22 protein-coding genes are annotated in these 26,473 nt (G+C 68.6%); 16 read left to right on the top strand and 6 right to left on the bottom strand.

Translation table 11 applies throughout. From position 1 onward, the window contains the following. Positions 1-1,611 (bottom strand): DEAD/DEAH box helicase, encoded by a 1,611-nt coding sequence (locus tag E1J61_RS09205; RefSeq protein ID WP_133093764.1) that lies wholly within the window; start codon positions 1,609-1,611, stop codon positions 1-3. Positions 1,612-1,940: 329 nt separating this feature from the next. Here E1J61_RS09205 and E1J61_RS09200 point away from each other — a divergent pair, with 329 nt between their 5' ends. The 15 genes from E1J61_RS09200 to E1J61_RS09130 all read left to right on the top strand — a co-directional run bounded on the left by E1J61_RS09200 (position 1,941) and on the right by E1J61_RS09130 (position 18,040). Then, positions 1,941-3,626, top strand: a complete 1,686-nt coding sequence (locus E1J61_RS09200; RefSeq protein ID WP_133093763.1) for a ClcB-like voltage-gated chloride channel protein — start codon at positions 1,941-1,943, stop codon at positions 3,624-3,626. A gap of 110 nt (positions 3,627-3,736) precedes the next feature. Continuing rightward, complete coding sequence (locus tag E1J61_RS09195; RefSeq protein WP_133093762.1) at positions 3,737-4,150, top strand: hypothetical protein; 414 nt, start codon at positions 3,737-3,739, stop codon at positions 4,148-4,150. Between the two features lie 86 nt (positions 4,151-4,236). Beyond that, positions 4,237-5,589 carry a tRNA (N6-isopentenyl adenosine(37)-C2)-methylthiotransferase MiaB gene (gene miaB, locus E1J61_RS09190; protein WP_133093761.1) on the top strand — a complete coding sequence of 451 codons (1,353 nt, stop codon included), beginning with the start codon at positions 4,237-4,239 and terminating at the stop codon, positions 5,587-5,589. A gap of 21 nt (positions 5,590-5,610) precedes the next feature. Continuing rightward, the gene (locus E1J61_RS09185; RefSeq protein ID WP_133093760.1) at positions 5,611-6,609 is read left to right on the top strand and encodes a PhoH family protein; all 999 of its coding nucleotides are present in this window, start codon (positions 5,611-5,613) and stop codon (positions 6,607-6,609) included. Beyond that, the gene (gene ybeY / locus E1J61_RS09180; protein ID WP_133093759.1) at positions 6,610-7,371 is read left to right on the top strand and encodes an rRNA maturation RNase YbeY; all 762 of its coding nucleotides are present in this window, start codon (positions 6,610-6,612) and stop codon (positions 7,369-7,371) included. Positions 7,372-7,505: 134 nt separating this feature from the next. Beyond that, positions 7,506-8,393, top strand: coding sequence for an HlyC/CorC family transporter (locus E1J61_RS09175; protein WP_133093758.1), 888 nt, complete (start codon positions 7,506-7,508; stop codon positions 8,391-8,393). Further along, complete coding sequence (lnt, locus tag E1J61_RS09170) at positions 8,390-9,997, top strand: apolipoprotein N-acyltransferase (RefSeq protein ID WP_133093757.1); 1,608 nt, start codon at positions 8,390-8,392, stop codon at positions 9,995-9,997. Before E1J61_RS09175 ends, lnt begins: the two co-directional genes overlap by 4 nt. Before the next feature lie 577 nt (positions 9,998-10,574). After that, positions 10,575-11,528, top strand: a complete 954-nt coding sequence (glyQ, locus tag E1J61_RS09165; protein WP_133093756.1) for a glycine--tRNA ligase subunit alpha — start codon at positions 10,575-10,577, stop codon at positions 11,526-11,528. Continuing rightward, on the top strand, positions 11,525-12,154 hold the full coding sequence (locus E1J61_RS09160; protein WP_133093755.1) for a hypothetical protein: 630 nt from the start codon (positions 11,525-11,527) through the stop codon (positions 12,152-12,154). The genes glyQ and E1J61_RS09160 overlap by 4 nt, the downstream gene beginning before the upstream one ends. A gap of 35 nt (positions 12,155-12,189) precedes the next feature. Next, positions 12,190-14,313 (top strand): glycine--tRNA ligase subunit beta, encoded by a 2,124-nt coding sequence (gene glyS, locus E1J61_RS09155; RefSeq protein WP_133093754.1) that lies wholly within the window; start codon positions 12,190-12,192, stop codon positions 14,311-14,313. Between the two features lie 31 nt (positions 14,314-14,344). Then, on the top strand, positions 14,345-14,947 hold the full coding sequence (gene gmhB, locus E1J61_RS09150) for a D-glycero-beta-D-manno-heptose 1,7-bisphosphate 7-phosphatase (protein ID WP_133093753.1): 603 nt from the start codon (positions 14,345-14,347) through the stop codon (positions 14,945-14,947). Positions 14,948-14,994: 47 nt separating this feature from the next. After that, positions 14,995-15,759 (top strand): 1-acyl-sn-glycerol-3-phosphate acyltransferase, encoded by a 765-nt coding sequence (locus E1J61_RS09145; RefSeq protein WP_133093752.1) that lies wholly within the window; start codon positions 14,995-14,997, stop codon positions 15,757-15,759. Next, positions 15,756-16,610, top strand: coding sequence for a M48 family metallopeptidase (locus tag E1J61_RS09140; protein WP_133093751.1), 855 nt, complete (start codon positions 15,756-15,758; stop codon positions 16,608-16,610). Before E1J61_RS09145 ends, E1J61_RS09140 begins: the two co-directional genes overlap by 4 nt. Positions 16,611-16,706: 96 nt before the next feature. Further along, positions 16,707-17,114 (top strand): lactoylglutathione lyase, encoded by a 408-nt coding sequence (gloA, locus tag E1J61_RS09135; protein ID WP_133093750.1) that lies wholly within the window; start codon positions 16,707-16,709, stop codon positions 17,112-17,114. Between the two features lie 59 nt (positions 17,115-17,173). Next, a complete protein-coding gene (locus E1J61_RS09130; protein WP_195430696.1) occupies positions 17,174-18,040 on the top strand; it encodes a DMT family transporter in 867 nt (288 codons plus the stop codon). Between the two features lie 123 nt (positions 18,041-18,163). Here E1J61_RS09130 and trpS read toward each other — a convergent pair whose 3' ends face one another. Genes trpS through E1J61_RS09105 form a run of 5 tightly spaced genes read right to left on the bottom strand, consistent with a single transcriptional unit; the run spans position 18,164 to position 25,182 of the window. Next, complete coding sequence (gene trpS / locus E1J61_RS09125; protein WP_133093748.1) at positions 18,164-19,201, bottom strand: tryptophan--tRNA ligase; 1,038 nt, start codon at positions 19,199-19,201, stop codon at positions 18,164-18,166. A 56-nt stretch (positions 19,202-19,257) separates the two neighbouring features. After that, positions 19,258-20,091 carry a 16S rRNA (adenine(1518)-N(6)/adenine(1519)-N(6))-dimethyltransferase RsmA gene (gene rsmA, locus E1J61_RS09120; protein ID WP_133094207.1) on the bottom strand — a complete coding sequence of 278 codons (834 nt, stop codon included), beginning with the start codon at positions 20,089-20,091 and terminating at the stop codon, positions 19,258-19,260. A 29-nt stretch (positions 20,092-20,120) separates the two neighbouring features. Beyond that, a complete protein-coding gene (pdxA, locus tag E1J61_RS09115) occupies positions 20,121-21,224 on the bottom strand; it encodes a 4-hydroxythreonine-4-phosphate dehydrogenase PdxA (protein ID WP_133093747.1) in 1,104 nt (367 codons plus the stop codon). Positions 21,225-21,258: 34 nt separating this feature from the next. Next, positions 21,259-22,731: a peptidylprolyl isomerase gene (locus tag E1J61_RS09110; RefSeq protein ID WP_133093746.1), complete on the bottom strand. Its 1,473-nt coding sequence runs from the start codon at positions 22,729-22,731 to the stop codon at positions 21,259-21,261. A gap of 9 nt (positions 22,732-22,740) precedes the next feature. Then, on the bottom strand, positions 22,741-25,182 hold the full coding sequence (locus tag E1J61_RS09105; protein WP_133093745.1) for an LPS-assembly protein LptD: 2,442 nt from the start codon (positions 25,180-25,182) through the stop codon (positions 22,741-22,743). A gap of 200 nt (positions 25,183-25,382) precedes the next feature. On the opposite strand from E1J61_RS09105, the gene E1J61_RS09100 reads away from it, so the two are divergent. After that, positions 25,383-26,417, top strand: coding sequence for an aminoglycoside phosphotransferase family protein (locus E1J61_RS09100; protein WP_133093744.1), 1,035 nt, complete (start codon positions 25,383-25,385; stop codon positions 26,415-26,417). The last annotated feature ends 56 nt before the right edge of the window (positions 26,418-26,473 follow it).

Raw genomic sequence — 26,473 nt, 5'->3', positions numbered from 1 at the left:
TCAGTCGCGGTTGCGGTTGCCGCCGAGCAGTGCGGCCTGCGGCGCCGGGCGGCGGTTGCGCACGGGGGCCGGGGCCGCATCGTGCTGCTGGCGCGCCGGCTGGGCAGCGCGTTGCTGGCCGCGTGCCGGCTCCTGGCTGCCCTGGCGCGGTGCGCCGCCGCGTGCGCCGCCATTGCTGCCACCATTGCCGCCGGCGTTGCCATTGCCGTTGCCGCCGCCGCGGCGCTGGCCGCCTTCGGCCTGCCGCTGGCGCGGTTGGCCGCCCTGGCCCTGGCGCGGTGCATCGTGGGCCTGGCGCGGCGCGCGCGCGCGTTGTGCCGGCTCGCCGTCGGCGTTGGCCGGGCGTGCCTGGCTGCGGCCGCGGCCCTGCCCTTGCCCCTGCCCTTGCCCCTGCCCGCCGCCGCCGCCGCGTTGCTGGCGGCCCTTCTGGATCGGCTCGGGCGCGATGCTCGGGTCGACTTCAAACCCCGGCAGCACGGTCTGCTCGATCTTGCGCTTGATCAGGCGTTCGATATCGCGCAGCAGCGCATGCTCGTCCACGCAGACCAGCGAGATCGCCTCGCCCTCGGCGCCGGCGCGGCCGGTACGGCCGATGCGGTGCACGTAGTCCTCGGGCACGTTGGGCAGGTCGAAGTTGACCACGTGCGGGAGCTGGTCGATATCGATGCCGCGCGCGGCGATATCGGTCGCCACCAGCAGCCGCAGCGTGCCGGCCTTGAACTCGGAGAGCGCGCGCGTGCGCGCCGACTGGCTCTTGTTGCCGTGGATCGCCAGCGCCGACAGGCCGTCCTTGGTCAACTGCTCGGCCAGGCGGTTGGCGCCGTGCTTGGTGCGGGTGAACACCAGCACCTGGTGCCAGTCGTGCTGGCGCACCAGGTGCGCCAGCAGTTCGCGCTTGCGTTCGCGGTCGACCGGGTAGACGCGCTGGTCGACGGTCTCGGCGGTGGTGTTGCGCCGCGCCACCTCGATCGAGGCGGGGTTGTTCAGCAGGCGGTCGGCCAGCGCGCGGATATCGTCCGAGAACGTCGCCGAGAACAGCAGGTTCTGGCGCTTGGCCGGCAGCACGTTGAGGATCTTGCGGATATCGTGGATGAAGCCCATGTCGAGCATGCGGTCGGCTTCATCGAGCACCAGCAGCTCTACCTGCGACAGGTCGACGGTGCGCTGGGCCACGTGGTCGAGCAGGCGGCCCGGCGTGGCCACCACGATATCGACGCCGCGCTTGAGCTGCTCGATCTGCGGGTTGATGCCGACGCCGCCGAACATCACCATGGAGCGCAGGCGCAAATACTTACCGTAGTTGCGCACGCTTTCCTCGACCTGCGCGGCCAGTTCGCGAGTGGGCGTCAGCACCAGCGCGCGTACCGGCGGCTTGCCGGCGCGCGGCGCGTTGCCGGCGGCTCGGGCCGCGGCGGACTCGGACAGCAGGTGCAGCATCGGCAGGGTGAAGCCGGCGGTCTTGCCGGTGCCGGTCTGGGCGCCGGCGAGCAGGTCACCGCCCTTGAGGACGGCCGGGATCGCCTGCGCCTGGATGGGAGTCGGTGAGGTGTAGCCCTGTTCGGCCACCGCACGCACAATCTTTTCGGACAAGCCGAGTTCGGAGAAAGACATGAATTGCTGCTTCGGCCATCCCTGCGCACGCGGTGCGCGGATCGCGGGATGGCTCGTGTAATCGATGTTCGGTATCGGTAACAGGAGCGGCCGGAAGGCCGGCCCGGCAGGCCAGTGGCCCGCCCGCGGGAAAGGTCGCTAGTGTACCAGTCCGTCGCGAGCCGGTTCTGCACATGCGGCAGCGCCGCATGCGCGGCTGCATACATCGGCGCGGCCAGGTGACGCTGCGCTATCATGAATGGCTCCGCAGGCGGCCCGCCTTCAAGGCGCCGCAGTGGCGCCTGCCCATCCTGACTGCCCCGGCCCCCTACTGCGCCCCGGAGCCCGCCATGCGCTTGCGTTTCCTCGAAGACCAGGAAGTCACCCTGTTTGCGGCCATCCCGGTCGGCATCGTGGCGGCCATTGCGACCACGCTGTTCAAGGAGGCGCTGGAAGGTGCCGGCGTGGTGCTTTTTTCCAGCCATGCCGACGTGGTGGTCGTCTTTGCCGCACTGGCGCTGGGCTGGCGCGTGGTGGTGCCCGCGGTGGGCGGTGCGCTGGCCGGCGCGCTGCTGGTCCTGTCCAACCGGCTGGCCAGCAGCCACAGCGGCGCGACCGACTATATGGAAGCGGTGGCAAATGGCAGCGGCCGGCTGCCGGTGCGGATCACGCTGCTGCGGGCCATGTCCTCGTTCTTCTCCATCGTCAGCGGCAGCTCGGTCGGCAAGGAAGGCGCGATGATCCAGCTGGCGGCGCTGTGCGGCTCGCTGTTTCCGACCACCCGGCTGGAGCGCGGCGGCGGCTCGAACATGCGCCGGATGCTGACCGCCTGCGCCGCCGCGGCGGGCCTGGCGACCGTCTATCACACCCCTTTTTCCGCCGCCGTTTTCGTCGCTGAAGTGGTGTTTGGCGCACTGGCAGTGCAGCGGCTGATGCCCCTGTTCCTTGCGTCGGTAGCCGGCGCCATGGTCAGCCAGTGGCATGGCGGACTGCAGCCGCTGTATCCGGGCCTGGTTATCGCGCCGGACCTGCGCCCGCATATCCTGCTGGCGGCAGCCGGACTCGGCGTGGCGGCCGGCATCGTCGGCGCGCTGTTCCTGCGCGCATCTGGGTTCGCCCGCAGCCGCTTCGCCGCGGTGCCGGGCGGGCCGGTGGCGCGGCTGGCGCTGGGCGGCGCGCTGGTGGGAGTGCTGGCGATGGCGGTGCCCGAGGTCGTGGGCAACGGCTACCACACCATCCAGACCATCCTGCAGGAACAGCCGCTGAGCGTGCCGGTGGCCGGGGTGCTTCTGGCCAAGCTGGTGGCCACGGTGATCAGCATGGGCTCCGGCGCGGTCGGCGGGGTGTTCACCCCGTCGCTGTTCGTCGGCGCGGCGCTGGGGCAACTGCTGGCGCTGGCCATGCATGGCGTCGCCGACGGTGCCACGCCGCTGCTGCCGCTGGTCGGCATGAGCGCGTTCCTGGCGGCGACCAGCCAGGCGCCGCTGATGTCGGTGCTGATGGTGTTCGAGATGACGCTGGCGCCGGCATTGCTGCTGCCGTCGATGATCGGCGCGGTGGCGGCGTACTACACGGCATCGCGCTGCCAGACGCTGTCGCTGTACAGCGTGATCGCCGAGCGCGCACAGGCGTCGGCCGCGGCCGAGCACGCCCGCACCATGACGCTGGCGGGGCTGTGCGACCCGACCGCCACCGTGCTCGACCCCAACGCCAGCCTGGCCGAGGCCGCCGACAAATTCGCCGAGACCGGTACCCGCTATCTCTACCTGGTGCAGTTCGACGGGCGCCTGCTGGGCGCACTGTCGATCCACGCCGTGCAACGCGCCCAGCGCGAAGGCTCGCAGCAAGGCGTGCTGGAGCTGGCCGAGCGCGACTTCCCGTCGCTGACGCCCGATTCGCGCCTGCGCGATGCGCTCGAGGTGTTCGCCGAACACGGCATCAACCGGATCCCGCTGGTGCGGGACAGGGTCGACCATGAGCTGATCGGTACCGTGTCGAAGCAACGTGTGCTGCAAGAGGCATCCTGCCTGTTCTGAATGCCATCTCGCCGGGCCGCCCCGGGGAGGCGCCAAACGAGTAAAATGCCCGGTTGCGCCCGCTCCGGGCCATCCCACCCACGCTTCGCCTTACTTGACGGAGTTTCCCCATGCCAGCAGGTCGTGATATGCGCCGCGAGGCGCCGGAAGTTGCCAGTTCCTCGCGCGGGCGGTTGCCGTGGCTGGCGGGCGTAACGGTGGCGGTGACGGTAACGGCCCTGCTGCTCGGCGCGGCCGCCGCCTCGGCCCAGCCGGTGCGGGTGATCCCTGAAGACGCGCCGGCAGCCAGGCTGGTGCTCGCCGCTCCGTCGGCCTCCGCGCCGCAGACCGCCACGCTGGACGGCAAGACCGTGGGCGTGGCACCGGGCGTGCGCCTGTTCGGTACCGACAACCAGCTGCTGGCCACCGCCGCGGTGGCAGGCCAGAAGCTGCCGGTGCGGTACAAGCTCGACCTCTACGGCCAGTTGCTGACCGCCTGGGTGCTGAGCGAGCCGGAGCAGAAGGCGCTGAAACAGAAATCGTAGTCCCCCGAAAGAGCGCGGCGTGCCCCACGCGACCGCGCGTTGTTGCAACACCCTGATGCCCCCAGGTCAACCACTGAGATCGGCATATGAAGAAAGTTTTCGTCAAGACGTACGGCTGCCAGATGAACGAGTATGACTCGGACAAGATGGTCGACGTCCTCAACGCCAGCCAGGGGCTGGAACCCACCGACAACGTCGAAGATGCCGACGTGATCCTGTTCAACACCTGCTCGGTGCGCGAGAAAGCGCAGGAGAAGGTGTTTTCCGAACTGGGCCGGATGAAGGCGCTGAAGGCGGTCAAGCCCGACCTGGTGATCGGTGTGGGCGGCTGCGTGGCCAGCCAGGAAGGGGCCAGCATCGTCTCGCGCGCGCCGTACGTCGACGTGGTGTTCGGCCCGCAGACGCTGCACCGCCTGCCCGACCTGATCTCGCGCCGCCAGCGCACCGGCCAGTCGCAGGTGGACATCTCCTTCCCCGAGATCGAGAAGTTCGACCACCTGCCGCCGGCGCGCGTGGAAGGCCCGAGCGCCTTCGTCTCGATCATGGAGGGCTGCTCCAAGTACTGCAGCTACTGCGTGGTGCCCTACACCCGCGGCGAGGAAGTCTCGCGCCCGTTCGAGGACGTGCTGGCCGAAGTGGCCGGCCTGGCCGAGCAAGGCGTGCGCGAAGTCACGCTGCTGGGCCAGAACGTCAACGCCTACCGCGGCAAGATGGGCGACACCACCGAGATCGCCGACTTTGCGCTGCTGATCGAATACGTGGCCGAGATCCCCGGCATCGAGCGCATCCGCTACACCACCAGCCACCCGAAGGAATTCACCTCGCGGCTGGTCGAGCTCTATGGCCGATGCGACAAGCTGGTCAACCACCTGCACCTGCCCGTGCAGCATGCCTCCGACCGCATCCTGATGGCGATGAAGCGCGGCTACAGCGTGCTGGAATACAAGAGCATCATCCGCAAGCTGCGCGCGCTGCGCCCGCAGATGTCGATGTCGTCGGACTTTATCGTCGGCTTCCCCGGCGAGACCGATGCCGACTTCGAGAAGCTGATGGCGATGATCGAGGAGATCGGCTACGACACGTCGTTCTCGTTCATCTTCAGCCCGCGCCCGGGCACGCCCGCGGCCAACCTGCACGACGACACCCCCCACGAGGTCAAGCTGCGCCGGCTGCAGCGCCTGCAGGCCACCATCGAGGAAAACGTGCAGCGCATCAGCCAGGGCATGGTCGGCACGGTGCAGCGCATCCTGGTGGAAGGCCCCGCGCGCAAGGATCCGACCGAGCTGCATGGCCGCACCGAGAACAACCGCGTGGTCAACTTTGCGCTGCCCGGTGTGCCCCAGGCGGGCCGCGACCGGCTGGTCGGCCAGATGGTCGATGTCAGCATCACGCAGGCGTTCCCGCACTCGCTGCGCGGCGAGATCGTGGTGCGCCAGTAATCCTGCAGGCAACCCCACTACATGAAGATCCCTTCCGCAGAATTCGTCGCTCCCAAGGACGACAACGCCCGGCTGCAGAACCTGTGCGGGCCGCTCGACGAGAACCTGCGCCAGATCGAGCAGGCGCTGGATGTGACTATCCAGCGCCGCGGCCACCGCATGACAGTGCGCGGCGCCAATGCGCAGGACGCCACGGCCGCGCTGGAGCGCTTCTACAACCAGGCGCGCACGGCGCTGTCGATCGACGACGTGCAGCTCGGGCTGGTGGAAACGCGCCAGCTCTCCGCGCATGGTGCCTACCTGCCCGGCAACGACAGCGCCGAGGACGAGCGCGAGTACGAAGACGAATCGCCGGTGCTGCACACCCGCCGTACCGGCCTGCAGGGCCGCACCGTGGCGCAGCGCGAGTACCTGCGCAATATCCTGTCGCACGACCTGACCATGGGCATCGGCCCGGCCGGCACCGGCAAGACCTACCTGGCGGTGGCGTGCGCGGTCGACGCGCTGGAGCGCGACGCGGTCAAGCGCATCGTGCTGACGCGCCCGGCGGTGGAAGCCGGCGAGCGCCTGGGCTTCCTGCCCGGCGACCTGGCACAGAAGGTCGATCCTTACCTGCGCCCGCTGTATGACGCGCTGTACGACCTGCTCGGCTTCGACCGCACGCAGAAGATGTTCGAGCGCCAGATGATCGAGATCGCGCCGCTGGCCTATATGCGCGGGCGCACGCTGAACCACGCCTTCATCATCCTGGACGAGGCGCAGAACACCACGCCCGAGCAGATGAAGATGTTCCTGACCCGGATCGGCTTCGGCTCCAAGGCGGTGATCACCGGCGACATCACGCAGATCGACCTGCCCAAGGGCCAGAAGAGCGGGCTGGTGGAGGCGCAGCATGTGCTGCGAGACGTGCGCGGCGTCGCCTTTACCCGCTTTTCCAGCATCGATGTGGTGCGCCACCCGCTGGTGGCGCGCATCGTCGATGCCTATGACGAATACCACGCCCAGCACAAGGACGCGTAATTGAAATCCCCGAAAGACCATAAATCCAAGGCCCCCGGCGTCAGCCTGACCCTGTTCGATGGCGATGGCCGCGCGCGCAAGAGCGCCGCGCATGCGCTGCGCGTGCAGCTGCCGGATGGCCGCAGCCTGACGCTGGACCTGTCGCAGGCCGCCGACGGCGTGGTCGCGCTGCTGGCCGAGCACACCGACACCAACCAGCAGGCCGGCCTGCTGGTGCGCCCGGACAACCATGACTCGCTGTCCGTGGCCGTGACCGCCACGCCGGTCGTGACCACCACCGGCACCCCGGCCACGCCGCCGGCGCTGGAGCTGGAGATCCAGCAGGGCGATGGCATCGGCAGGCAGGACGGCCTGCCGCCGCGCAGGAAGATCGAAACCTGGGTCAAGTCGGCGCTGTATGCCGATGCCACGCTGACGATCCGCTTCGTCGGCGAGGAGGAAGGCCGGCTGCTCAACCGCACCTACCGCGGCAAGGACTACGCCACCAATGTGCTGACCTTTGCCTATGCGGAGAACGAGGACGACCCCGTGACCGGCGATATCGTGCTGTGCTGCCCGGTGGTCGAGGCCGAGGCGCGCGAGCAGCGCAAGCCGCTGGAAGCGCACTATGCGCACCTGATCGTGCACGGCGTGCTGCATGCCCAGGGCTACGAGCACGAGGAAGACGCCGAAGCCGAGGAAATGGAGGCGATCGAGACCGAGACGCTGCAGGCGCTGGGCTACGCGGATCCCTATCTCGCCGAGCGCACCGGCACCGCGTGATTGGCGGCGCACCGGCGGCACCGGACATGGTGCCGCCGGCATCACATCCAGCAGCCGCCAACCCCCGGCTGTCACGGGACCGACAACCTTTTGGTGTATCCTTCAGTCGATCTCCACCACGCGCTCGCCGCGAAATGAACGACCCCTATCCCAGTTCGAAGCCCGCCTACCTGAAGCAGGTCGATCGCCCCAGATCGCTTCTCGAACGCCTGTCAGACCTGATCTCCCCCGAGCCGGACACCCGCGCAGAACTGCTCGAAGTGCTCCAGGAGGCGCATGAGCGCAACCTGATCGACGCCGATTCGCTGTCGATGATCGAGGGCGTGTTCCAGGTCTCCGAACTGACCGCAGGCGACATCATGGTGCCGAGCGCGCAGATGGATATGGTCAATATCGTCGACGCGCCGGAGACCTTCATCCCGTTCATGCAGCAGACCGCGCACTCGCGCTTCCCGGTCTACGAAGGCAGCCGTGACAACATCATCGGCATCCTGCTGGCCAAGGACCTGCTGCGCTACTACACCGATCCCGCCTTCGACCTGCGCGAGACGCTGCGCCCGGCGGTATTCATCCCCGAATCCAAGCGCCTGAACATCCTGCTGCGCGAGTTCCGCATCAACCGCAACCATATCGCCATCGTCGTCGACGAATACGGCGGCGTGGCCGGGCTGGTGACGATCGAGGACGTGCTCGAGCAGATCGTCGGCGATATCGAGGATGAATTCGACCTGGACGAAGACCAGGACAATATCCTGCCGATGCCCGACGGCAGCTGGCGCGTGCATGGGCTGACCGAGATCTCCCAGTTCAACGAGGCCTTCGGCACCGGCTTTTCCGACCACGACGTCGACACCGTGGGCGGACTGCTGTCCAACCACGTGGGCCACGTGCCCCACCGCGGCGAGGTCATCACCCTGCCGCCGATCCGCTTCGAAGTGCTGCGCGCCGACGCGCGGCAGGTGCACCTGCTGCAGGTGCGCCGCGAATCCCTGCCTGACAGCGCGAGCGCTGCCGGCGCATGAAGCATCCCGCCCCGATCCCCAACGGCGCCGCTGCTGCCAACGCCGGTGCTGGCAGCGTGCCCGGCGCGCGGTCGCGCGCCGCCGCGATGGCTCGGCTGCTGCTCGCTGGCGTGCTCGGCATTGCCCACACCCAGGCCTTCGCCCCGCACGACTGGTGGTGGCTGCAGATCCTGTCGCTGGCCGGCCTGGCCGCGCTGATGGCCGACGCGCCGCGCGCGCGCATCGCCGCGGCCACCGGCTATGCCTTCGGCCTGGGCTGGTTCCTGTCCGGCATCTGGTGGCTCTATATCAGCATGCACGTCTACGGCGAGATGCCGGCGTGGATGGCGGCGCTGGCGGTGGTGCTGTTCTCGGGCTACCTGGCGCTGTGGCCGGCGCTGGCGGGCGCGCTGTGGCACCGGCTGACGGCACGGCTGCGCGCAGGCACATGGGCCGCGGCGCTGCTCGCGCCGCTGGCCTTTGGTGCCGCGTGGGGCCTGTCGGAGTGGCTGCGCGGCGTCGTGTTCACCGGTTTCCCGTGGCTGTCGGGCGGCTATGCCCATACCGACGGGCCGCTTGCCGGCTTTGCGCCGCTGGTCGGCGTCTATGGCATCGGGGCGCTGGCGGCCGCTGTCGCGGCCTTGCTGGCCGGGGCCGTGCGCGGGCTGGGGCACGGTGCGCGCACGCCTGCCGTCGTGTCACTGGCGCTGGCGCTGCTGCTGCCGGCACTTGGCGCAACGCTGTCGCCGCTGGCCTGGACCACCCCAGCCGGCAAGCCGCTGACGGTGCGGCTGCTGCAGGGCAACGTGCCTCAGGACATCAAGTTCGAGGCCGCCGGCATCCAGCGCTCGATCGCGCTCTACCGCGACATGATCACCGCCGAGCCCGCCGACCTGGTGGTGACGCCCGAAACCGCCTTCCCGGTGATCCTGCAGGATCTGCCGGTCGACGTCGCCGTGGCGGTGCGCGACTACGCGCTGCAGAGCGGCACCACGGTGCTGTTCGGCGCGGCCGGCGCCGATTCGCCGGTCGATTTCACCAACAGCGTGTTCGGGCTGGGGCCGCTGACCGAGCGGCTGTACCGCTACAACAAGCACCACCTGGTGCCGTTCGGCGAGTTCATCCCGCTGGGCTTCCGCTGGTTCGTCGACATGATGAAGATGCCGCTGGGCGATTTCCGCCGTGGCGGGCTCGACCAGCCTTCGCTGCCGGTGCGCGGCGTGCGCGTGGCGCCCAATATCTGCTACGAGGATCTGTTCGGCGAGGAGATCGCGCAGACGCTGCGCCAGCAGCCCGCGCCCGCCAACGTGCTGGCCAACCTGACCAACCTGGCCTGGTTCGGCGACACCATCGCGCTGGACCAGCACCTGCAGATCTCGCGCATGCGCGCGCTGGAAACGCGCCGCCCGATGCTGCGCTCGACCAATACCGGCATGACCGCGGTGGTGCGCCCGGACGGCACCGTGCAGGCGCGCCTGCCCACCTTCACGGTCGGCACGCTGGTGGCCGAGGTGCAGGGCATGCAGGGGCTGACCCCATATATCCGCTGGGGGAACGCGCCGGTGCTGGCGCTGTTTGCGCTGCTGCTGGGCACAGCTGCCTGGCGCTCGCGGCGCGCAGGCTGAAGCCCGGCCTGGCGCTGCTGGCGCGCCGGGCTTCCCGCCGCTGATCGCACTGATCGCACTGATCGCACTGATCGCACTGATCGCGATAATCCGCGGCATCCGTGGCGCGCCAGGCGCGCGCCGGCTGCGCTATTTCAGCAGCCCGGTCGCGACCGACACTACGGCCGCGGCGATCATGACCGCGATTGCGACCAGGTAAGGTTTGCGAGAAAGGAGTGTCATGATCCCAAGTCCCCAACGTTAATTTCCTACCGGCAGGACGGCCAAGCCTGCCAACCGCAACGCTCTCAAGCGGGTTGCTTACTCATACTGTATACAAAAACGTTATCGGCTAGCGTTCCCGCAACTTGAAAACAGGGTCGGTATTTTCCCCATGCGTTGCGAAAGCCCGACATCCGCCGGCACCCCCGCGCGCCAGCCGCCACCCCGCCAATGGGGGCGTGCGGCCAAAAAGCCGATAGAATTCAGGGTTTGGCAAAATCCGTATGCGGCGGCCCCGGCACGCGCTGCGCCGCCAGCCCGCCGGGCGGCGCAAGTTCGCCCCAAGCCGACCGATCAGCCACTACCTAGTCTTCATATGCTGACCTTCCAACAAATGATTCTGACCCTGCAGGCCTACTGGGACCGGCAGGGTTGCGCGCTGTTGCAACCCATCGATCTGGAGGTCGGCGCCGGCACTTCCCACGTGCATACCTTCCTGCGCGCGATCGGCCCCGAGCCGTGGCGCGCCGCCTACGTCCAGCCGTCGCGGCGGCCGAAGGACGGCCGCTATGGCGAGAATCCCAACCGTCTGCAGCACTATTACCAGTATCAGGTCGTGCTCAAGCCCGCGCCGGAGAATATCCTCGAGCTGTACCTGGGCTCGCTGGAAGCGCTGGGCCTGGACCTGAAGCAGAACGACATCCGCTTTGTCGAGGACGACTGGGAGAACCCTACGCTGGGCGCGTGGGGCCTGGGCTGGGAAGTCTGGCTCAACGGCATGGAAGTGACCCAGTTCACCTACTTCCAGCAGGTCGGCGGCATCGACTGCAAGCCGATCACGGGCGAGATCACCTACGGCATCGAACGCCTGGCGATGTACCTGCAGAAGGTCGAGAACGTCTACGACCTCATCTGGACCGAATGGGTCGAGAACGGCGAGACGCGCCGCCTCACCTACGGCGACGTGTACCACCAGAACGAGGTCGAGCAGTCGACCTACAACTTCGAGCACAGCAACACCGAAATCCTGTTCCGCCATTTCGCCGAGCACGAGGGCGAGGCCAAGCGGCTGATGGGCAATGCCGAAGGCGCCGAGGGCAACGACGGCAGCCAGGCCGGCACGCGCCTGGCGCTGCCCGCCTATGAGCAGGTGCTGAAGGCAGCGCACACGTTCAACCTGCTGGACGCCCGCGGCGCCATCTCGGTGACCGAGCGCGCCGCCTATATCGGCCGCATCCGCAACCTGTCGCGCCAGGTGGCGCAGGCCTACTACGATTCGCGCGAGGCCCTCGGCTTCCCGATGTGCGGCAACGGCGGAGCCCGGGCATGACGCAACTGGCGCGCAGCGCGCTGTGCTGCGCCTTGGCCATCGCCACGCTGTCTGCCGCCGGCAATGCCGCCGCCGCGCGCGCCGAGGCCGCCCCGGCGCCGCAGGCGCTACTGCTGCCGGCCGAACTCAGCAATGTGTGCGAGGCCGATCCGCAGGCGCTGCAGCTGGCCATGTCGCGCCACTGGCGCCCGTCGCTGAACGCGCTCGACCAGTGGACGCAGCTGGTGCGCTCGTTCGCCTGCGACCTGTCGGGCCAGCGCGACCTGGGCTGGCACCGCGTGCCGCTGCGCGCCTATGAAAGCGCGATCCGCTACCCGCTGACCTGGGTGGAGGTGGAAACCACCAACGGCCGCACCCGGCGCAAGACCAAGACCTATTACTCGGCGGCCCAGCTGCCGCCGAAGATCGATTTCTGGGTGGGCGGGCGCATCGACGAGATCCGCTACGACAAGCGCCTGCGCCGCATCGACGCGCGCTTCCCCGCCGCGGGCAGCCGCGGCGGCAGCAACGGCGCCGCCAGCGCCGCGGCGGCCGCGCAATGCGCCTTCACCACGCTGCAATTCCGGCAACAGAACGGCCTGTGGCTGCTGTCCGGAGTGGAACCTAATCATTCGCCGCGCTGCTGACAGCGGCGCGCGCCACAACCTGTTGGATACGATTCATGTCGCAACCCATGACCGACTCGCTGCTGATCGAACTGTTCACCGAAGAGCTGCCGCCCAAGGCGCTGGCGCGTCTGGGCGACGCCTTCGCGCAGGGCCTGTTCGCCGGCCTGGGCGAGCGCGACCTGCTTGAGCCGGGCGCCACTGTGACGCCGTTCGCCACGCCGCGCCGGCTCGCCGCGCTGGTGTCGGGCGTGCGCCGCAGCGCGCCCGACCGCGAGCAGCGCGAGAAGGTCCTGCCGCTGTCGGTGGCGCTTGGCGCCAACGGCGAGCCCACCCCGCCGCTGGCCAAGAAGCTGGCCGCGCTGGCCAAGTCGGTCGGCGTCGCCGAGATCGACTGGCAGTCGCTGGAGCGCGCCTCGGACGGCAAGGCCGAGGCCTTCTTCTACCGCTACACCGCACGCGGCGCCGAACTGGCCGCCGGGCTGCAGGCCGCGCTGGAGGACACCATTGCCAAGTTGCCCATCCCCAAGGTGATGAGCTACCAGCGCCCTGACGGCAGCACCGTGCATTTCGTGCGCCCGGCGCACAGCCTGATCGCGCTGTTCGGCAGCGAGATCCTGCCGGTGTCGGTGCTGGGCCTGCAGGCCAGCAACGTGACGCAGGGCCACCGCTTCCTGTCGCACGGCACGATCGAGATCGCGCATGCCAACGACTACGCGAAGCAGCTCGAATCGGCCGGCCGCGTGCTGGCCAGCTATGGCGAACGCCGCGAGCGCATGCGTGCCGCGCTGCTGGCCGAGGCCGGCGCCGACCAGGTGATCATGCCCGAGTCGCTGCTCGATGAAGTCAATTCGCTGGTGGAATGGCCGGTGGTCTACGCCTGCCACTTCGAAGAAGCCTTCCTGGCGGTGCCGCAGGAATGCCTGATCCTGACCATGCAGACCAACCAGAAGTACTTTGCGCTGACGGATGCCGACGGCCATCTGCGCAACCGCTTCCTGATCGTGTCGAACCTGGCCACCGAGACGCCGCAGTCGATCATCACCGGCAACGAGCGCGTGGTGCGTCCGCGCCTGGCCGATGCCAAGTTCTTCTTCGACCAGGATCGCAAGAAGACGCTGGCCTCGCGCGTGCCGCAGCTGGCCGGCGTGGTCTACCACAACAAGATCGGCACGCAGCTGGACCGCGTGCAGCGCCTGCAGCAGATCGCCGGCCATGTCGCCGATGCGCTCAACGCCGCCGGCGTGGCCACCGACAAGGCGGCCGCGATGCGCGGCGCGGAGCTGGCCAAGGCCGATCTGCTGACCGACATGGTCGGCGAGTTCCCCGAGCTGCAGGGCACCATGGGCACGTACTACGCGCGCCACGACGACGAAGCCGAGGACGTGGCGCTGGCCTGCTCCGAACACTACCGCCCGCGCTTCGCCGGCGATGCGCTGCCCGAAGGCTCGGTCAGCACCGCCGTCGCGCTGGCCGACAAGCTGGAAACGCTGGTCGGCATCTGGGGCATTGGCCTGCAGCCGACTGGCGAAAAGGACCCGTTCGCGCTGCGCCGCCATGCGCTCGGCATCCTGCGCATGCTGATCGAGAAGCCGCTGGCGCTGTCGGTCACGTCGCTGCTGGCGCTGACGCAGCAGACATTCGCCGGCATTGCCGCGGTCAAGCCGGCGCCGGACGCCATCGCCGACTTCCTGTACGACCGCGTGCGCGGCTACCTGAAGGAAAAGGGCTACACCACCAACGAGGTCGAGGCCGTGGTCAGCCTGCGCCCGGACCAGCTGCACGACGTGCTGGGCCGCATGGAAGCGGTGCGCACCTTCGCCGCGCTGCCCGAGGCCGAGGCCCTGGCCGCCGCCAACAAGCGCATCACCAACATCCTGCGCAAGAACACCGAGCCGGTCGGCGCGGTGAACCCTGCGCTGTTCCAGGAAGAGGCCGAAGGCGCGCTGCACGCGGCGATCGAGAAGGTGCGCCCGGCCGTCGAAGCCGCCTTCGCCAGCGGCGATTTCACCGCCGCGCTGCGCGACCTGGCCCAGCTGCGCGATGCCGTCGACCGCTTCTTCAACGACGTGATGGTGATGGCCGAGGACGCGCAGCTGCGCGCCAACCGCCTGGCGCTGCTGGCCTCGCTGCATGCGCTGGCCAACCGCGTGGCCGACATCTCCAAGCTGGCCGCCTGAGCGCCGCCAGCACGCGATACCGGAGCCGCACATGCCGCAGACGCCCCCCAAGTTTGTCATCCTGGACCGCGACGGGGTGGTCAACCTCGACAGCGACCAGTTCATCAAGTCGCCCGACGAGTGGATCCCCATCGACGGCAGCCTGGAAGCCATCGCCGCGCTGAACCAGGCCGGCTATCGCGTGGTGATCGCCAGCAACCAGTCCGGCATCGGCCGCGGCCTGTTCGAGATGAGCGCGCTCAACGCCATGCACGAGAAGATGTACGCGGCGCTGGCGCGCCTGGGCGGGCGCGTCGAGGCCGTGTTCTTCTGCCCGCATACCGCCGCGGACGGCTGCGACTGCCGCAAGCCCAAGTCCGGCATGCTCGAGCAGATCAGCGAGCGTTTCGGCATCGAGCTGCGCGGCGTGCCGATCGTCGGCGATTCGCTGCGCGACCTGGAGGCCGGTGTCGCGGTCGGCTGCGCGCCTCACCTGGTGCGCAGCGGCAAGGGCATGAAGACGCTGGACAAAGGCGGCCTGCCGCCCGGCACGCAGGTGCATGACGACCTGCGCGCCTTTGCGCGCTGGCTGACCGGCAACGACGGCGGCAACGACAGCGGCAACCACAGCGCCACCCGCGAGTCCGCACAATAAGCCATTGCCGACGCTGGCTCCGACCCTCTTTTTTTGCGCCCCCACGCATGACGTTTCTCCGTTCCCTGCTGTTTGCGCTGTACCTGCTGGTGCTGACGCCCCCCTACGCCTGCGCCTGCTTCGTAGTGTTTCCCTTCATGAATGCCGACCAGCGCTTCCGCTTCGTGCGCGGCTGGCCGCGGCTGGTGATCTGGGCCGCCCGCGGCATCTGCGGCATCCAGTACCGCATCGAAGGCCATGAGCATATGGAGAGCATGCTCGACAAGCCGGTGGTGCTGCTGTCCAAGCACCAGTCGGCGTGGGAGACGGTGGCTTACGTGGCGCTGATGCCCAGGCCGCTGTGCTTCGTGTTCAAGCGCGAGCTGCTGCTGGTGCCTTTCTTCGGCTGGGCGCTGGGCATGCTGAAGATGGTCCATATCAACCGCAAGGAAGGCACCCGCGCCTTCGCCTCGGCCGTGCGCCAGGGCCGCGAGCGGCTGTCCGAAGGCGCCTGGATCATCATGTTCCCGGAAGGCACGCGCACGCCGTCGGGTCTGGAAAAGCCGCGCTACAAGAGCGGCGGCGCGCGCCTGGCGGTCGAGACCGGTGCCTGGGTGCTGCCGATGGCGGTCAACTCGGGCCGGGTGTGGCCGCGCAACAAGTTCCTCAAGTACCCGGGCATGGTGACGATCTCGGTCGGCCCGCCGATCTCCTCGGCCAACAAGACCGCCGACCAGCTCAACCAGGAAGTGGCCGACTGGATCGAGCGCGACATGCGCCGCATCGACGCGGACAGCTACCGCAGCGAAGCACGGGTAGAGCCGGCCGCATGAAGCTGCTGCGCCCCGCCTCCGAAGCCGACGGCGCGCAGCTGGAACTGCCGCTGGCAGAAGCCGCTCCCATAGTCCATGCACCGGCGGCGCCGCTGGTGCCGGAGCAGCCGGCATGGCCGGTACCGCAGCCCAATGCCCGGCTGCTGCACGTGGGCGAGCGCGCGCTGCACTATACGCTCAAGCGCTCGTCGCGGCGCACCATCGGCTTCACCATCGACGACCGCGGCCTGTCGATCACCGCGCCGCGCTGGGTCACGCTGGCCGACATCGAATCGGCCATCCTGGAGAAGCAGCGCTGGATCTTCAACAAGATGGGCGAATGGCGCCACCGCGAGGCACGCCGCGTGCTGCCCACGGTGCAGTGGCGCGACGGCGCCAGCCTGCCCTTCCTGGGCCAGCCGCTGACGCTGTCGCTGGAGTCGCCGATCGGCGCGCTGCTGTTCGATGCCGACAGCCGCGTGCTGCACCTGGCGCTGCCTGCGCACGCCGACGAGCAGCAGATCAAGGACCGCGTGCAGGGCTGGCTGCAGCAGCAGGCGCGCCGGCTGCTGGCCGAGCGGCTCGACGTCTATGCCGGCAAACTGGGCGTGCGCCATACCGGCTTTGCGCTGACTTCGGCGGCCACGCGCTGGGGCAGCTGCACCGCGGACGGCAAGATCCGGCTGAACTGGCGCCTGATGCATTTCCCGCTCTCGATGATCGACTACGTCGCGGCGCACGAACTCGCCCACCTGAAGGAAATGAACCACGGCCCGCGCTTCTGGCAGACCGTGGAATCGATCTTCCCGGAATTCCGCGACGCCCGCGCGCAGCTGCGCGCGCATCCGCCCGAGCTGCTGCCGAGCTTTTAAGCCACGCTTCCAAGCCACTTCCAAGCGGCCGGTGCGTTTCGGCTAAACGCACTAAAATGGCGCCTTCGAATACCTAAAACAGTTGAAGGCCCTCAAATGCGACTCCTCCACACCATGCTGCGCGTCGGCGACATGCAGCGCTCCATCGATTTCTATACCCGCATTCTCGGCATGCAGCTGCTGCGCGAGAGCGACAACCCCGAGTACAAGTACCGCCTGGCCTTCGTCGGCTACGGCCCCGAAAGCGAGACCGCGGTGCTGGAGCTGACCTACAACTACGGCGTCGACCAGTATGACCTGGGCACCGCCTACGGCCATATCGCGCTGGAGACCGACAACGCCGCGGCGGCATGCGAGCGCATCCGCACGGCCGGCGGCAAGGTCACCCGAGAAGCCGGCCCGGTCAAGGGCGGCACCACCGTGATCGCCTTCGTCGAAGACCCGGACGGCTACAAGATCGAGCTGATCGAGCGCCATTCCACCCGCGACGCCAGCCGCCCGTAACGCGTCCATCGGCCGCGACCGTGGACGCGCAAACCCTGAGCCGCCGGCCGCTGGACGGCATGGCGGTGGGCCTGATGGTGGTGCTGTGCGCCGCCTGGGGCCTGCAACAGGTGGTGATCAAGGTGACCGCGCCGCTGATGGGCGCGGTGCTGCAGGCCGGCGTGCGCTCGGCGGTGGCGGCGTTGCTGGTGTTCGGCTTTGCGGCCTGGCGCGGCACGCCGATCTGGCGCCGCGACGGCACGCTCAACGCGGGCCTGCTGGCGGGGCTGCTGTTCGGCGCCGAGTTCTTCTGCATCTTCGTCGGGCTGGGCCACACCACGGCCTCGCGCATGGCGGTGTTCCTGTACACCGCGCCGATCTTCACCGCGCTGGGGCTGCATTTCGTGGTCCCGGGCGAACGGCTGCACGCCGGGCAATGGCTCGGCGTGGCGCTGGCGTTCGTTGGCATGGCACTGGCGTTCGCCGATGGCATCGCGGCGCCGTCGCCCCATGGCAGCACGCTGCTGGGCGATGCGCTTGGCATTGTGGCCGGGGCGCTGTGGGCCGCCACCACCGTGGTGGTGCGCGCCAGTCCGCTGGCAACCGCGCCGGCCAGCAAGACGCTGCTGTACCAGCTGGCGGTATCGGCGGTGCTGCTGCTGGCGATGGCCATGGCAGCGGGCCAGACCGCGACCGTGCAGATCGACGGCGTGGTGCTGGCGAGCCTGTTCTACCAGTCGGTGCTGATCGCGTTTGCCAGCTACCTGGCGTGGTTCTGGCTGCTGCGGCGCTACCTGGCGTCACGGCTGTCGGTGTTTTCCTTCCTGACGCCGCTGTTCGGGGTGGCTTTCGGCGTGGTGCTGATGCACGACGTGGTGGGACCGCGCTTTGCGGTGGCGGCGGTGTTGGTGCTGGCGGGGATTGTGCTGGTGAATCGGCGGGCGTAGGCCTCTGGCGCGGCTCGCTCACCATGGGCGCCGAACGTAGCAGCTATCCCTTGTGAACGTTCCCCTCTACCGCCGCACGGGAGAGGGGAGCAAACCGCCGACGTGCGACGGCATGCTGTTCAATCAGCGGCGCGCCTCGAACGAGAACATCCCCAGCGCGTCGCGCACTTCCTCCAGCGTCTGCTGGGTCAGTTCGCGTGCCTTCTGCGTGCCCTGGCGCAGCACATCGAACACATAGTCCGGGTTCTTGGCCAGCTCTTCGCGGCGGGCGCGGATCGGCGCCAGCATGTCCTGCAGGATGCCTTCGATGCGGCGCTTGAGCACCATGTCGCCCAGGCCGCCCTTGCGATAGTGTTCCTTCAGCGCTTCGACTTCCTCGGTGTTCGGGTCGAACGCATCCAGGTACGTGAACACGACATTGCCCTCGACCTGGCCCGGATCCGACACCTTCAGGTGGTTCGGGTCGGTGTACATGCTGTGCACCGCGGCCTTGATCTGCTCCGGCGACGCGCCCAGCGCGATTGCGTTGCCCATCGACTTGCTCATCTTGGCCTTGCCATCGACGCCGGGCAGGCGGCCGAACTTGGGGATCAGCGCCTTGCACTCCGGCAGCACGTCCCGGCCGACCTGGTTGTTGATGCGGCGCACGATCTCGTTGGTCTGCTCGATCAGCGGGGCCTGGTCTTCGCCCACCGGCACCACCTGGGCCTTGAAGGCGGTGATGTCCGCGGCCTGCGCGGCCGGGTAGCACAGGAAGCCGGCCGGGATATCGCGGCCGAAGCCGCGCGCCTGGATCTCTTCCTTGATGGTCGGGTTGCGCTCCAGCCGCGATACCGTGACAAAGTTCAGGTACATCAGCGTCAGCTCGGCCAGCGCCGGCAGGTGCGACTGCACGGTGATGGTGGTCTTGGCCGGGTCGATGCCGACCGCCAGGTAGTCCAGCGCCACTTCCAGCACGTTGCGGCGCACCTTGTCGGGATCGTGCGCGTTGTCGGTCATGGCCTGGGTGTCGGCCAGCAGCAGGTATTGCTCATGCGAATCCTGCAGCGCCACGCGGCTCTGCAGCGAGCCGACGAAGTGGCCGAGGTGCAGCGGGCCGGTGGGACGGTCGCCGGTCAGGATCACGGGACGCCGGTTGGTTTGGCTGGTTTGGGCTGTCATGGAACGGTCTTGCACGAAATAAGTCGCGGAAATTCGGAATTCGTTGATCTGGGGCTTCAGGCGGCCTGCCCCGCAGCGCCGCCGCCGAGGCGGCGGGCCAGCTCGACATACTCGCCGACGGGCACTTCCTCGGCGCGGCGGCCAAGGTCGAAGCCCATCGCGTCGAAGTCGACCTGGTCGCGCAGGAACGACAGCGTATTGCGCAGCACCTTGCGCCGCTGCGAAAACGCCGCGGTGACCACGTCGCCGAGCACGGTGATGTCGCAATCGGCATGCGGCGAGCGCAGGCGGCCGTCGTGATGGCGCGGCCACGGGATCATCCGCACCACGGCCGAATCGACCTTGGGCGGCGGGTTGAAACTGCCCGGCGGCACGTCCAGCACATGCTCCATGTAGTAGCGCACCTGCAGCATGATCGACAGCCGGCCGAAGGCCTTGCTGCCGGGCTCGGCCACCATGCGCTCGACCACTTCCTTCTGCAGCATGAAGTGCTGGTCGCGCACCCGGTCGGCGAACTGCATCAGGTGGAACAGCAGCGGGCTGGAAATGTTGTACGGCAGGTTGCCGACGATGCGCAGCGGCCTGCCCGGCACTTCCAGCTTGCCGAAGTCGAAGTCCAGCGCGTCGCCGGCATGTACCTGCAGGCGCTCGCCGTAGCGGCGGCGCAGCCGCTCGACCAGGTCGCGGTCGAGCTCGACCACCTGCATCTGCGGGATGCGTTCGAGCAGCGGGCTGGTCAGCGCGCCGAGTCCCGGCCCGATCTCGACCAGCACGTCTTCGGCTTGCGGACTGATGGCATTGACGATGCCGTGGATGATGGTGTCGTCGACCAGGAAGTTCTGCCCGAATCGCTTGCGGGCCACATGGCCCTGGTGCACGTTGGAACGCATGGTTCGATGTTGCAGCATGAGGTCCGGCTTCAGCAAGGCGGCTGCAAGCCAGGATTGGGATGGCCCGGATGGCTGGCGCCCGCGCCATCGGGATGGCGGCCGTTGGCATGGCCGGCCATGGTGACCGCACTGCGGATGGCCTCGATCATGCTGCCATGCTCTGCCTGGCCGGTGCCAGCCAGGTCCAGCGCGGTGCCGTGGTCCACCGAAGTGCGGATGAAGGGCAGCCCCAGCGTGATGTTCACGCCATGGCCGAAGGTGCCGTATTTCAGCGGCGCCAGCCCCTGGTCATGGTACATCGCCAGCACGCAGTCGGCATCGCGCAGGTGGCGCGGCTGGAACAGCGTGTCGGCCGGGAAGGGGCCGCGCGCATCGATGCCGGCATCCTTGGCCTGCGCCAGCGCGGGCACGATCACGTCGATCTCTTCGCGGCCCATGTGCCCGCTTTCGCCGGCGTGCGGGTTCAGGCCCGTGACCAGGATGCGCGGGCGCGCGATGCCGAAGTAGCGGCGCAGGTCGGCATCGATGATGGTCAGCGTCTGCAACAGCAGCGGGACGGAAAGCGCGTCGGGCACCGCACGCAGCGGCAGGTGGGTGGTCGCCAGCGCCACGCGCAGCATGGCGTGGTCGTGCGCGGGCTGCGGGCCGGCCAGCATCATCACCACGCGCGGCACGCCGGCACTGTCGGCCAGGTATTCGGTGTGGCCGGTGAAGGGCACGCCGGCGTCGTTGATGGTGCTCTTCTGCACCGGTGCCGTGACCATGGCCGCAAAGCGCGGCGCGGCGCGGCCATGCGGGCGGCAGCCGGCGATGGCGGCATCGAGCAGCGCCAGCACGTACCGGCCATTGCGCGCGTCCAGCCGGCCCGGTTCGCACGCGACCGCCAGCGGGATATCCTCGACCACCACGTCGCCGTCGGCGATGCGCCGCTCCCAGGCGTGCGTCACGCCCAGCGCCGCGGCGCGATCGGCCAGCAGGCGGGCATCGCCCAGCACATGGAAGCGGTAGTGCCCGCTGCCGCCGTTGTTGCCATGGTTGGCGCCGGCGAGCTGCAGCAACGCCCCGATGGTGATATCGGGGCCGATGCCGGCGGGTTCGCCGGTGGAAATGGCCAGGGATAGCGGGTCAGGCATGTCGGCGTGGGCGAGTCGGCGGCGCGTGCGCGTATCAGCGCTGCCGGTTGATGCGGTACTCGACGTACGCCTGCGAGCGCAGCTGGCGCACCCAGTCATCATACGCGGCCCGCAGCTTCTGTTCGCGGACCTCGGCTCGGGCAAAGTCGCGCTGCTTCTCGGGCGACAGCTCGGTCTCGCGGCGGTTCAGCACCTGGATCAGGTGCACGCCGAACTGCGTGACCACCGGCTCGGAGATCTCGTTCGTGCGCAGGCGGCTCATGGCCTGCTCGAACTCGGGCACCAGCTCGCCCGGCGAAACCCAGCCTAGGTCGCCGCCGTTCTGTGCCGAGCCGTCCTGCGAGAAGCGCTTGGCCGCGTCGGCAAAGTCGCCGCCGTGGGTGATGCGGTCGCGCAGCGTGCTGAGCTGGCGGCGCGCCTCGGCTTCTGGCATGTTGGGGCCGGTGCGGATCAGGATATGGCGCACCTGCGTCTGCGTGATCTTGCCTGCCGCGGCCGTGCCGGATGCCGGGGCGGCGCGCTTGGCCACCAGCTTGACCACATGGAAGCCCGCGGCGCTTTCCACCACCTGGGGCGCCACGGCGCCAGGCTGGAGGTCGACCACCGAGTTGGCGAACAGCGCCGGCAGGCGGCCGATCTCGCGGAAGCCCATGGCGCCGCCCTGCGCGGCTTCCGGGCCTTCCGAATTGGCTTGCGCCAGCTGCGCAAAATCCGCGCCGCCCTGGGCCTGCTTCAGCAGCCCCTCGGCCTTGGCGCGCTGCGCCTGCTTCTGCGCCTCCGAGGCATTCTCGGGCACGCGCACGAGGATCTGCGCCACGTTGTATTCGGTCGGGCCGGTAGCGCCGGCCTGGCCGCCGCGGGCAGCCAGGAAGTTGTCGATCTCGCCGTCGTAGACCTGAACCTTGGAATCGACCTCGCGCTCGCGCAGGCGAATCACCTGGACCTGCTTGCGCAGTTCGTCGCGGTACTTGGTCCAGGTCATGCCGCTGGCTTCCACGCGGCGGCGCAGCTCGGTGGCGTTCATGCGGTTCTGCTGCGCCACCGATTCGATGGCGCGGTCGATCTCCTGGTCGGTCACGCGGATGCCGGCTTCCTGCGCGGCCTGGGTCTGCACGCGTTCCATCACCAGGCGTTCCAGCACCTCGCCGAGCAGGTCCGCGCGCGGCGGGACCGGACGGCCGGCGGCGCGCAGCTGGCCTTCGATCTCGTCGGCGCGGTCGAGCAGCTCGCGGCGCGTGATCACGCTGTTGTTGACCACGGCAACCACCTCGTCGACCAGCTGCGAGCGCTTCTGGTCACCGGGCTGCGGCACGCCGAGCTTGGGCTGGCTCGCCGGCGCGGTGACGTCGGACGACTGCGGCACGAAGATGCCGGTGGCACGTCCCGCGCCCGGCGCCTTCAGCTGCGCGGCGGCCGGCACGGCGATCGCGGCCAGCACGGCCGGCAGCAGCAGGCGGTGCCACGACGTCATAAGAAAGGAAAACACGGCGAATTCTTGACGTTTCATCTTAATCCGTCATTCATAGTGATCGTACTGGGTCGTCGGCACCGGCTTGGCGGACACAGGCTCGTAGCCCGGCACGTTCAGGCGCAGGATGTTCAGCGGATTGGACCCGATCTTGGAAAGGCCACGGAACTCCACCTGCAGGAAGACCCGCCCGGTATAGCCCTGCGTGGTGTTGCGGAAACGCTGGTAAACCACGCGGCCGACCCAGCAATCCGCGGCGTATTCGACGCCGGCCAGCGTATCGACCATCTGGCTCGCGCTCAGGTCGAAGGCAAAGCGGGCGATGGCGTAGGCGCGCCGCGTGATCGGCCACTGGCCCGACAGCTCGAACTGGTCGATCGCGGTGTTGTCGGTCACGGCGGTCGGACGGCGGTAGCGGTAGCCGGCGTTGAAGACCTTGCGCGGCTCGGGGCGGTATGAAAACGCCACGTTGCCGTAGTTGACCCGGTCGGTATCCAGGTTGTACTGCAAGCCCATGTCCAGGTAATAGCCCCGGAACATCTGGATGGTGGTCGCGGCAAGCAGGTCGGATGCGCCGGGCTTGGGGTCCGCCAGCGTGCCATTGAGCTGCACGCGCTGCCCGGTGAAGTCGTAGCGCTGCGCGATGGTGCCGCGGAAGCGCTCGATGCCGGAGTCGGACTCGATCAGGCGCGTGGTCAGGCCACCGGTGATCTTGTTGTTGTCGGCGATGCGGTCGTAGCCGGTGAACGGGTTCTCGCTGAAGATCTGGCCGTAGCCGAAATCGGACTGGACCGTGTCGAACAGCGGGAACAGGCTCTGGTCGCGGAACGGCGTGTACACGTAGAACAGGCGCGGCTCCAGCGTCTGCAGGAAGTTCACGCCGAACAGCCGGCTCATGGTCGGCGCCTCGCGCTCGAACGTCATGCCCGAATCCAGGCTGACGGTGGGCAGCACGCGCGAGAAATTGGTCTGCGCGTTGGGCGTATTGTCCTGCGACTCCATCTGGTACTGGGTCGCGTTGAACGTGACCTTCGGCGTCACGTACCAGCCGGCGCGCACGATCGGGTAGCTGATGCTCGGCTGGACATACATGCGCTCGCCCTGCGGCTGCTGGAAGCCCGTGGACGTCAGCGGGATGCGGAAGCGGGTATAGTCCGCCTCCACCTGCACGTCGAAGCCGCCCAGGTCATAGCGGAGGTACTTGCCGTTGAGCTGCGGCACGCGCTCGTACGATGGCTCGCTGGGGCGCAGCGTCTGGAACTTCTGCACCCGCGCCATCAGGAAGAAGTCCTGCCAGTTGTAGGTGACCCCGCCTTCCTGCACGTACTGGCGCTGCGCGGACTGCGCCACGCTGCGGTTGAAGTCGTCCGGGTACTGGTCGTCCGAGACCCGGTTGACGTTCAGGTAGGCGTTCAGCCCCTTGGCCAGGTTCTGGTTGTGCTGGATCGAGTAGGCCCAGCGGTTCGAGTTGGTCTTCTGGTCGTCAGGCAGGAACTCGGCGCGGATGCGGCCGGAGTAGCCCTGCCCCAGGTAGCGGTACTCGCCGCCCAGCTGCAGGCCCCGCTCCGTCATCAGGCGCGGGTAGATGGTCAGGTCGCGGTTCGGCGCGATGTTGAAGTAGTACGGCATGGTCAGGTCGAAACCCGAGCGCGAGCCGTAACCCATCAACGGCGCCAGGAAGCCGCTGCGGCGATCATCGTTCAACGGAAAACTGAATGCCGGCGCTGCCGCGATCGGCACCCCGAAGAAATTCAGCACGCCGCCATAGGCAACGCCCACCTGGCGGTCGCTGTCGAGGTCAATCTGGTTGGCGCTGAAATACCAGTCCGCATTGTCCGGCGAGCAGGTGGTGTACGACGCCCGCTTGATGGTGCTGCGGTCCTTGTCCAGGAAGTCGATGCGCTCGGCCTTGCCGGCGCCGCCGGTCTGCTGGAAGTAGTAGTCGGGCGACAGCATGTAGCCTTCGTTGGCCTCGACCTTCAGCTTCGCCTCCGGCCCCACTGCCAGCGTGCCGCTGCGCGACAGCCGCACGTTGCCCTCGGCATGGGCCTCGTCCGTATCCTGGTCGTAGCTCAGCTTGTCGCCCTTGACCACGCCGCCGTCGCGACGCAGTTCGGCATGGCCCTCGAGCTCGACGCCGCGCTCGCTGTAGCCGGTCATGCGGTCGCCCTCGATGAACGTCGGCGCGCCGGAATCAGGCTCGCTGGTCTTGGGAGGCTCGGCCAGCCGCGGCACCAGTTCGCCCGAGACCGCGGGCAGCTCGGGCACCTGCGGTGCGGCTTCGAACACCGGCTCGACCTGGTCCAGGTCCGGAATCGCCGAGCCAGACATCTGCGCCTGCGCGCCGGCCGACAGCCCGGCCATGGCCAGCACCAGCGGGCGCAGCCGGCCCGCGTTCAGGCGGCCGGCGCGCCTGGCGCGGGCGGCGGCGCCAGAGGGGGCAGGCGAAAGCAAGGCCTTGTTATTCGGTGTTCGTCGTTGTTCGGTCATTCGCACGGGTTGTCAGTCTCGGCGTGGGCTGCGGCCGCCTGCAAGCCGCCAACCCCTGCCAGAACAGGCTGCGGGGCAACGAAGGCCCCTCCCGGGGGCCGCCCGGCGCCCGGGTCTGGTCGGGTATTATACGGGGCATCCAAACCTGCCCTTGCGGCCGGCTTGCCCCGCTCCACGATATTTTTCCGCGCCCTTCCTGTATGGCAGCTCTTCCCCACGACCCGCGCCTGGACCAGCTCAAGGCCTGGGTGTCCGGCCTTGGCCCGGCATGGTCCGCCGATCCCGACTCCTGCGTGCCCGCATCGGCCGATGCCAGCTTCCGGCGCTATTTCCGCGTGCGCACCGGCAACCCGGCGCACCCGACCGCCATCGTCATGGACGCGCCGCCGGCGCACGAGGACTGCCGCCCCTTCATCCACGTCTGCCAGCTGTTCGGCGCGGCCGGCGTGACCGTGCCGACCGTGCTGGCGCAGGACCTGGCGCAGGGTTTCCTGCTGCTCGCGGACCTGGGCAGCCAGACTTACCTGTCACGGCTGGACGACTCCACCGCCCATGGCATGTATGCCGACGCCGCCGCGGCGCTGGTCCGCATCCAGGCCGCCACCCGCCCCGGCGAACTGCCCGCCTACGACCGCGCGCTGCTGCAGCGCGAGCTCGACCTGTTCCCGCAGTGGTACGTGGCCAAACACCTTGGCGCCACACTTGGCGACGCCCAGCAGGCCGACCTGCGTGAAGTAATGGATACGCTGCTTGCCAACAACCTGGCGCAGCCGCAGGTCTACGTGCACCGCGACTACCACTCGCGCAACCTGATGGTGCTGGACGGCGGCGCCAATCCTGGCGTGCTGGATTTCCAGGACGCGGTGATCGGCCCGATCACCTATGACGCGGTCTCGCTGTGGCGCGACGCCTATATCGAATGGGAAGAGGAACAGCAGCTCGACTGGCTGATCCGCTACTGGGAGCGCGCGCGCAAGGCCGGCCTGCCGGTGAATGCCGATTTCGGCGAGTTCTACCGCGATTTCGAGTGGATGGGCCTGCAGCGCCACCTGAAGGTGCTGGGCATCTTCGCCCGCCTGTACCACCGCGACGGCAAGGACGGCTACCTCGCCAACCTGCCGCTGGTGCTGAAGTACACCCGCAACGTTGCCGGCCGCTATACCGAGCTGCGCAAGCTGATCCGCCTGCTGGATGCGCTGGAAGGCGCGGCCAGCCCGGCCGGCTATACCTTCTGACGACGTGCCTGACGCCAACGACCCGGCCCGGCCGCACGCCGCCCACGCCAGCGCCG

It is taken from the genome of Cupriavidus sp. L7L (genome assembly GCF_004353535.1).
Classification (GTDB): domain Bacteria; phylum Pseudomonadota; class Gammaproteobacteria; order Burkholderiales; family Burkholderiaceae; genus Cupriavidus; species Cupriavidus oxalaticus_A.
Note: the sequence above shows the minus strand (reverse complement) of the source record. Positions and strands in the feature narration are given on the sequence as shown.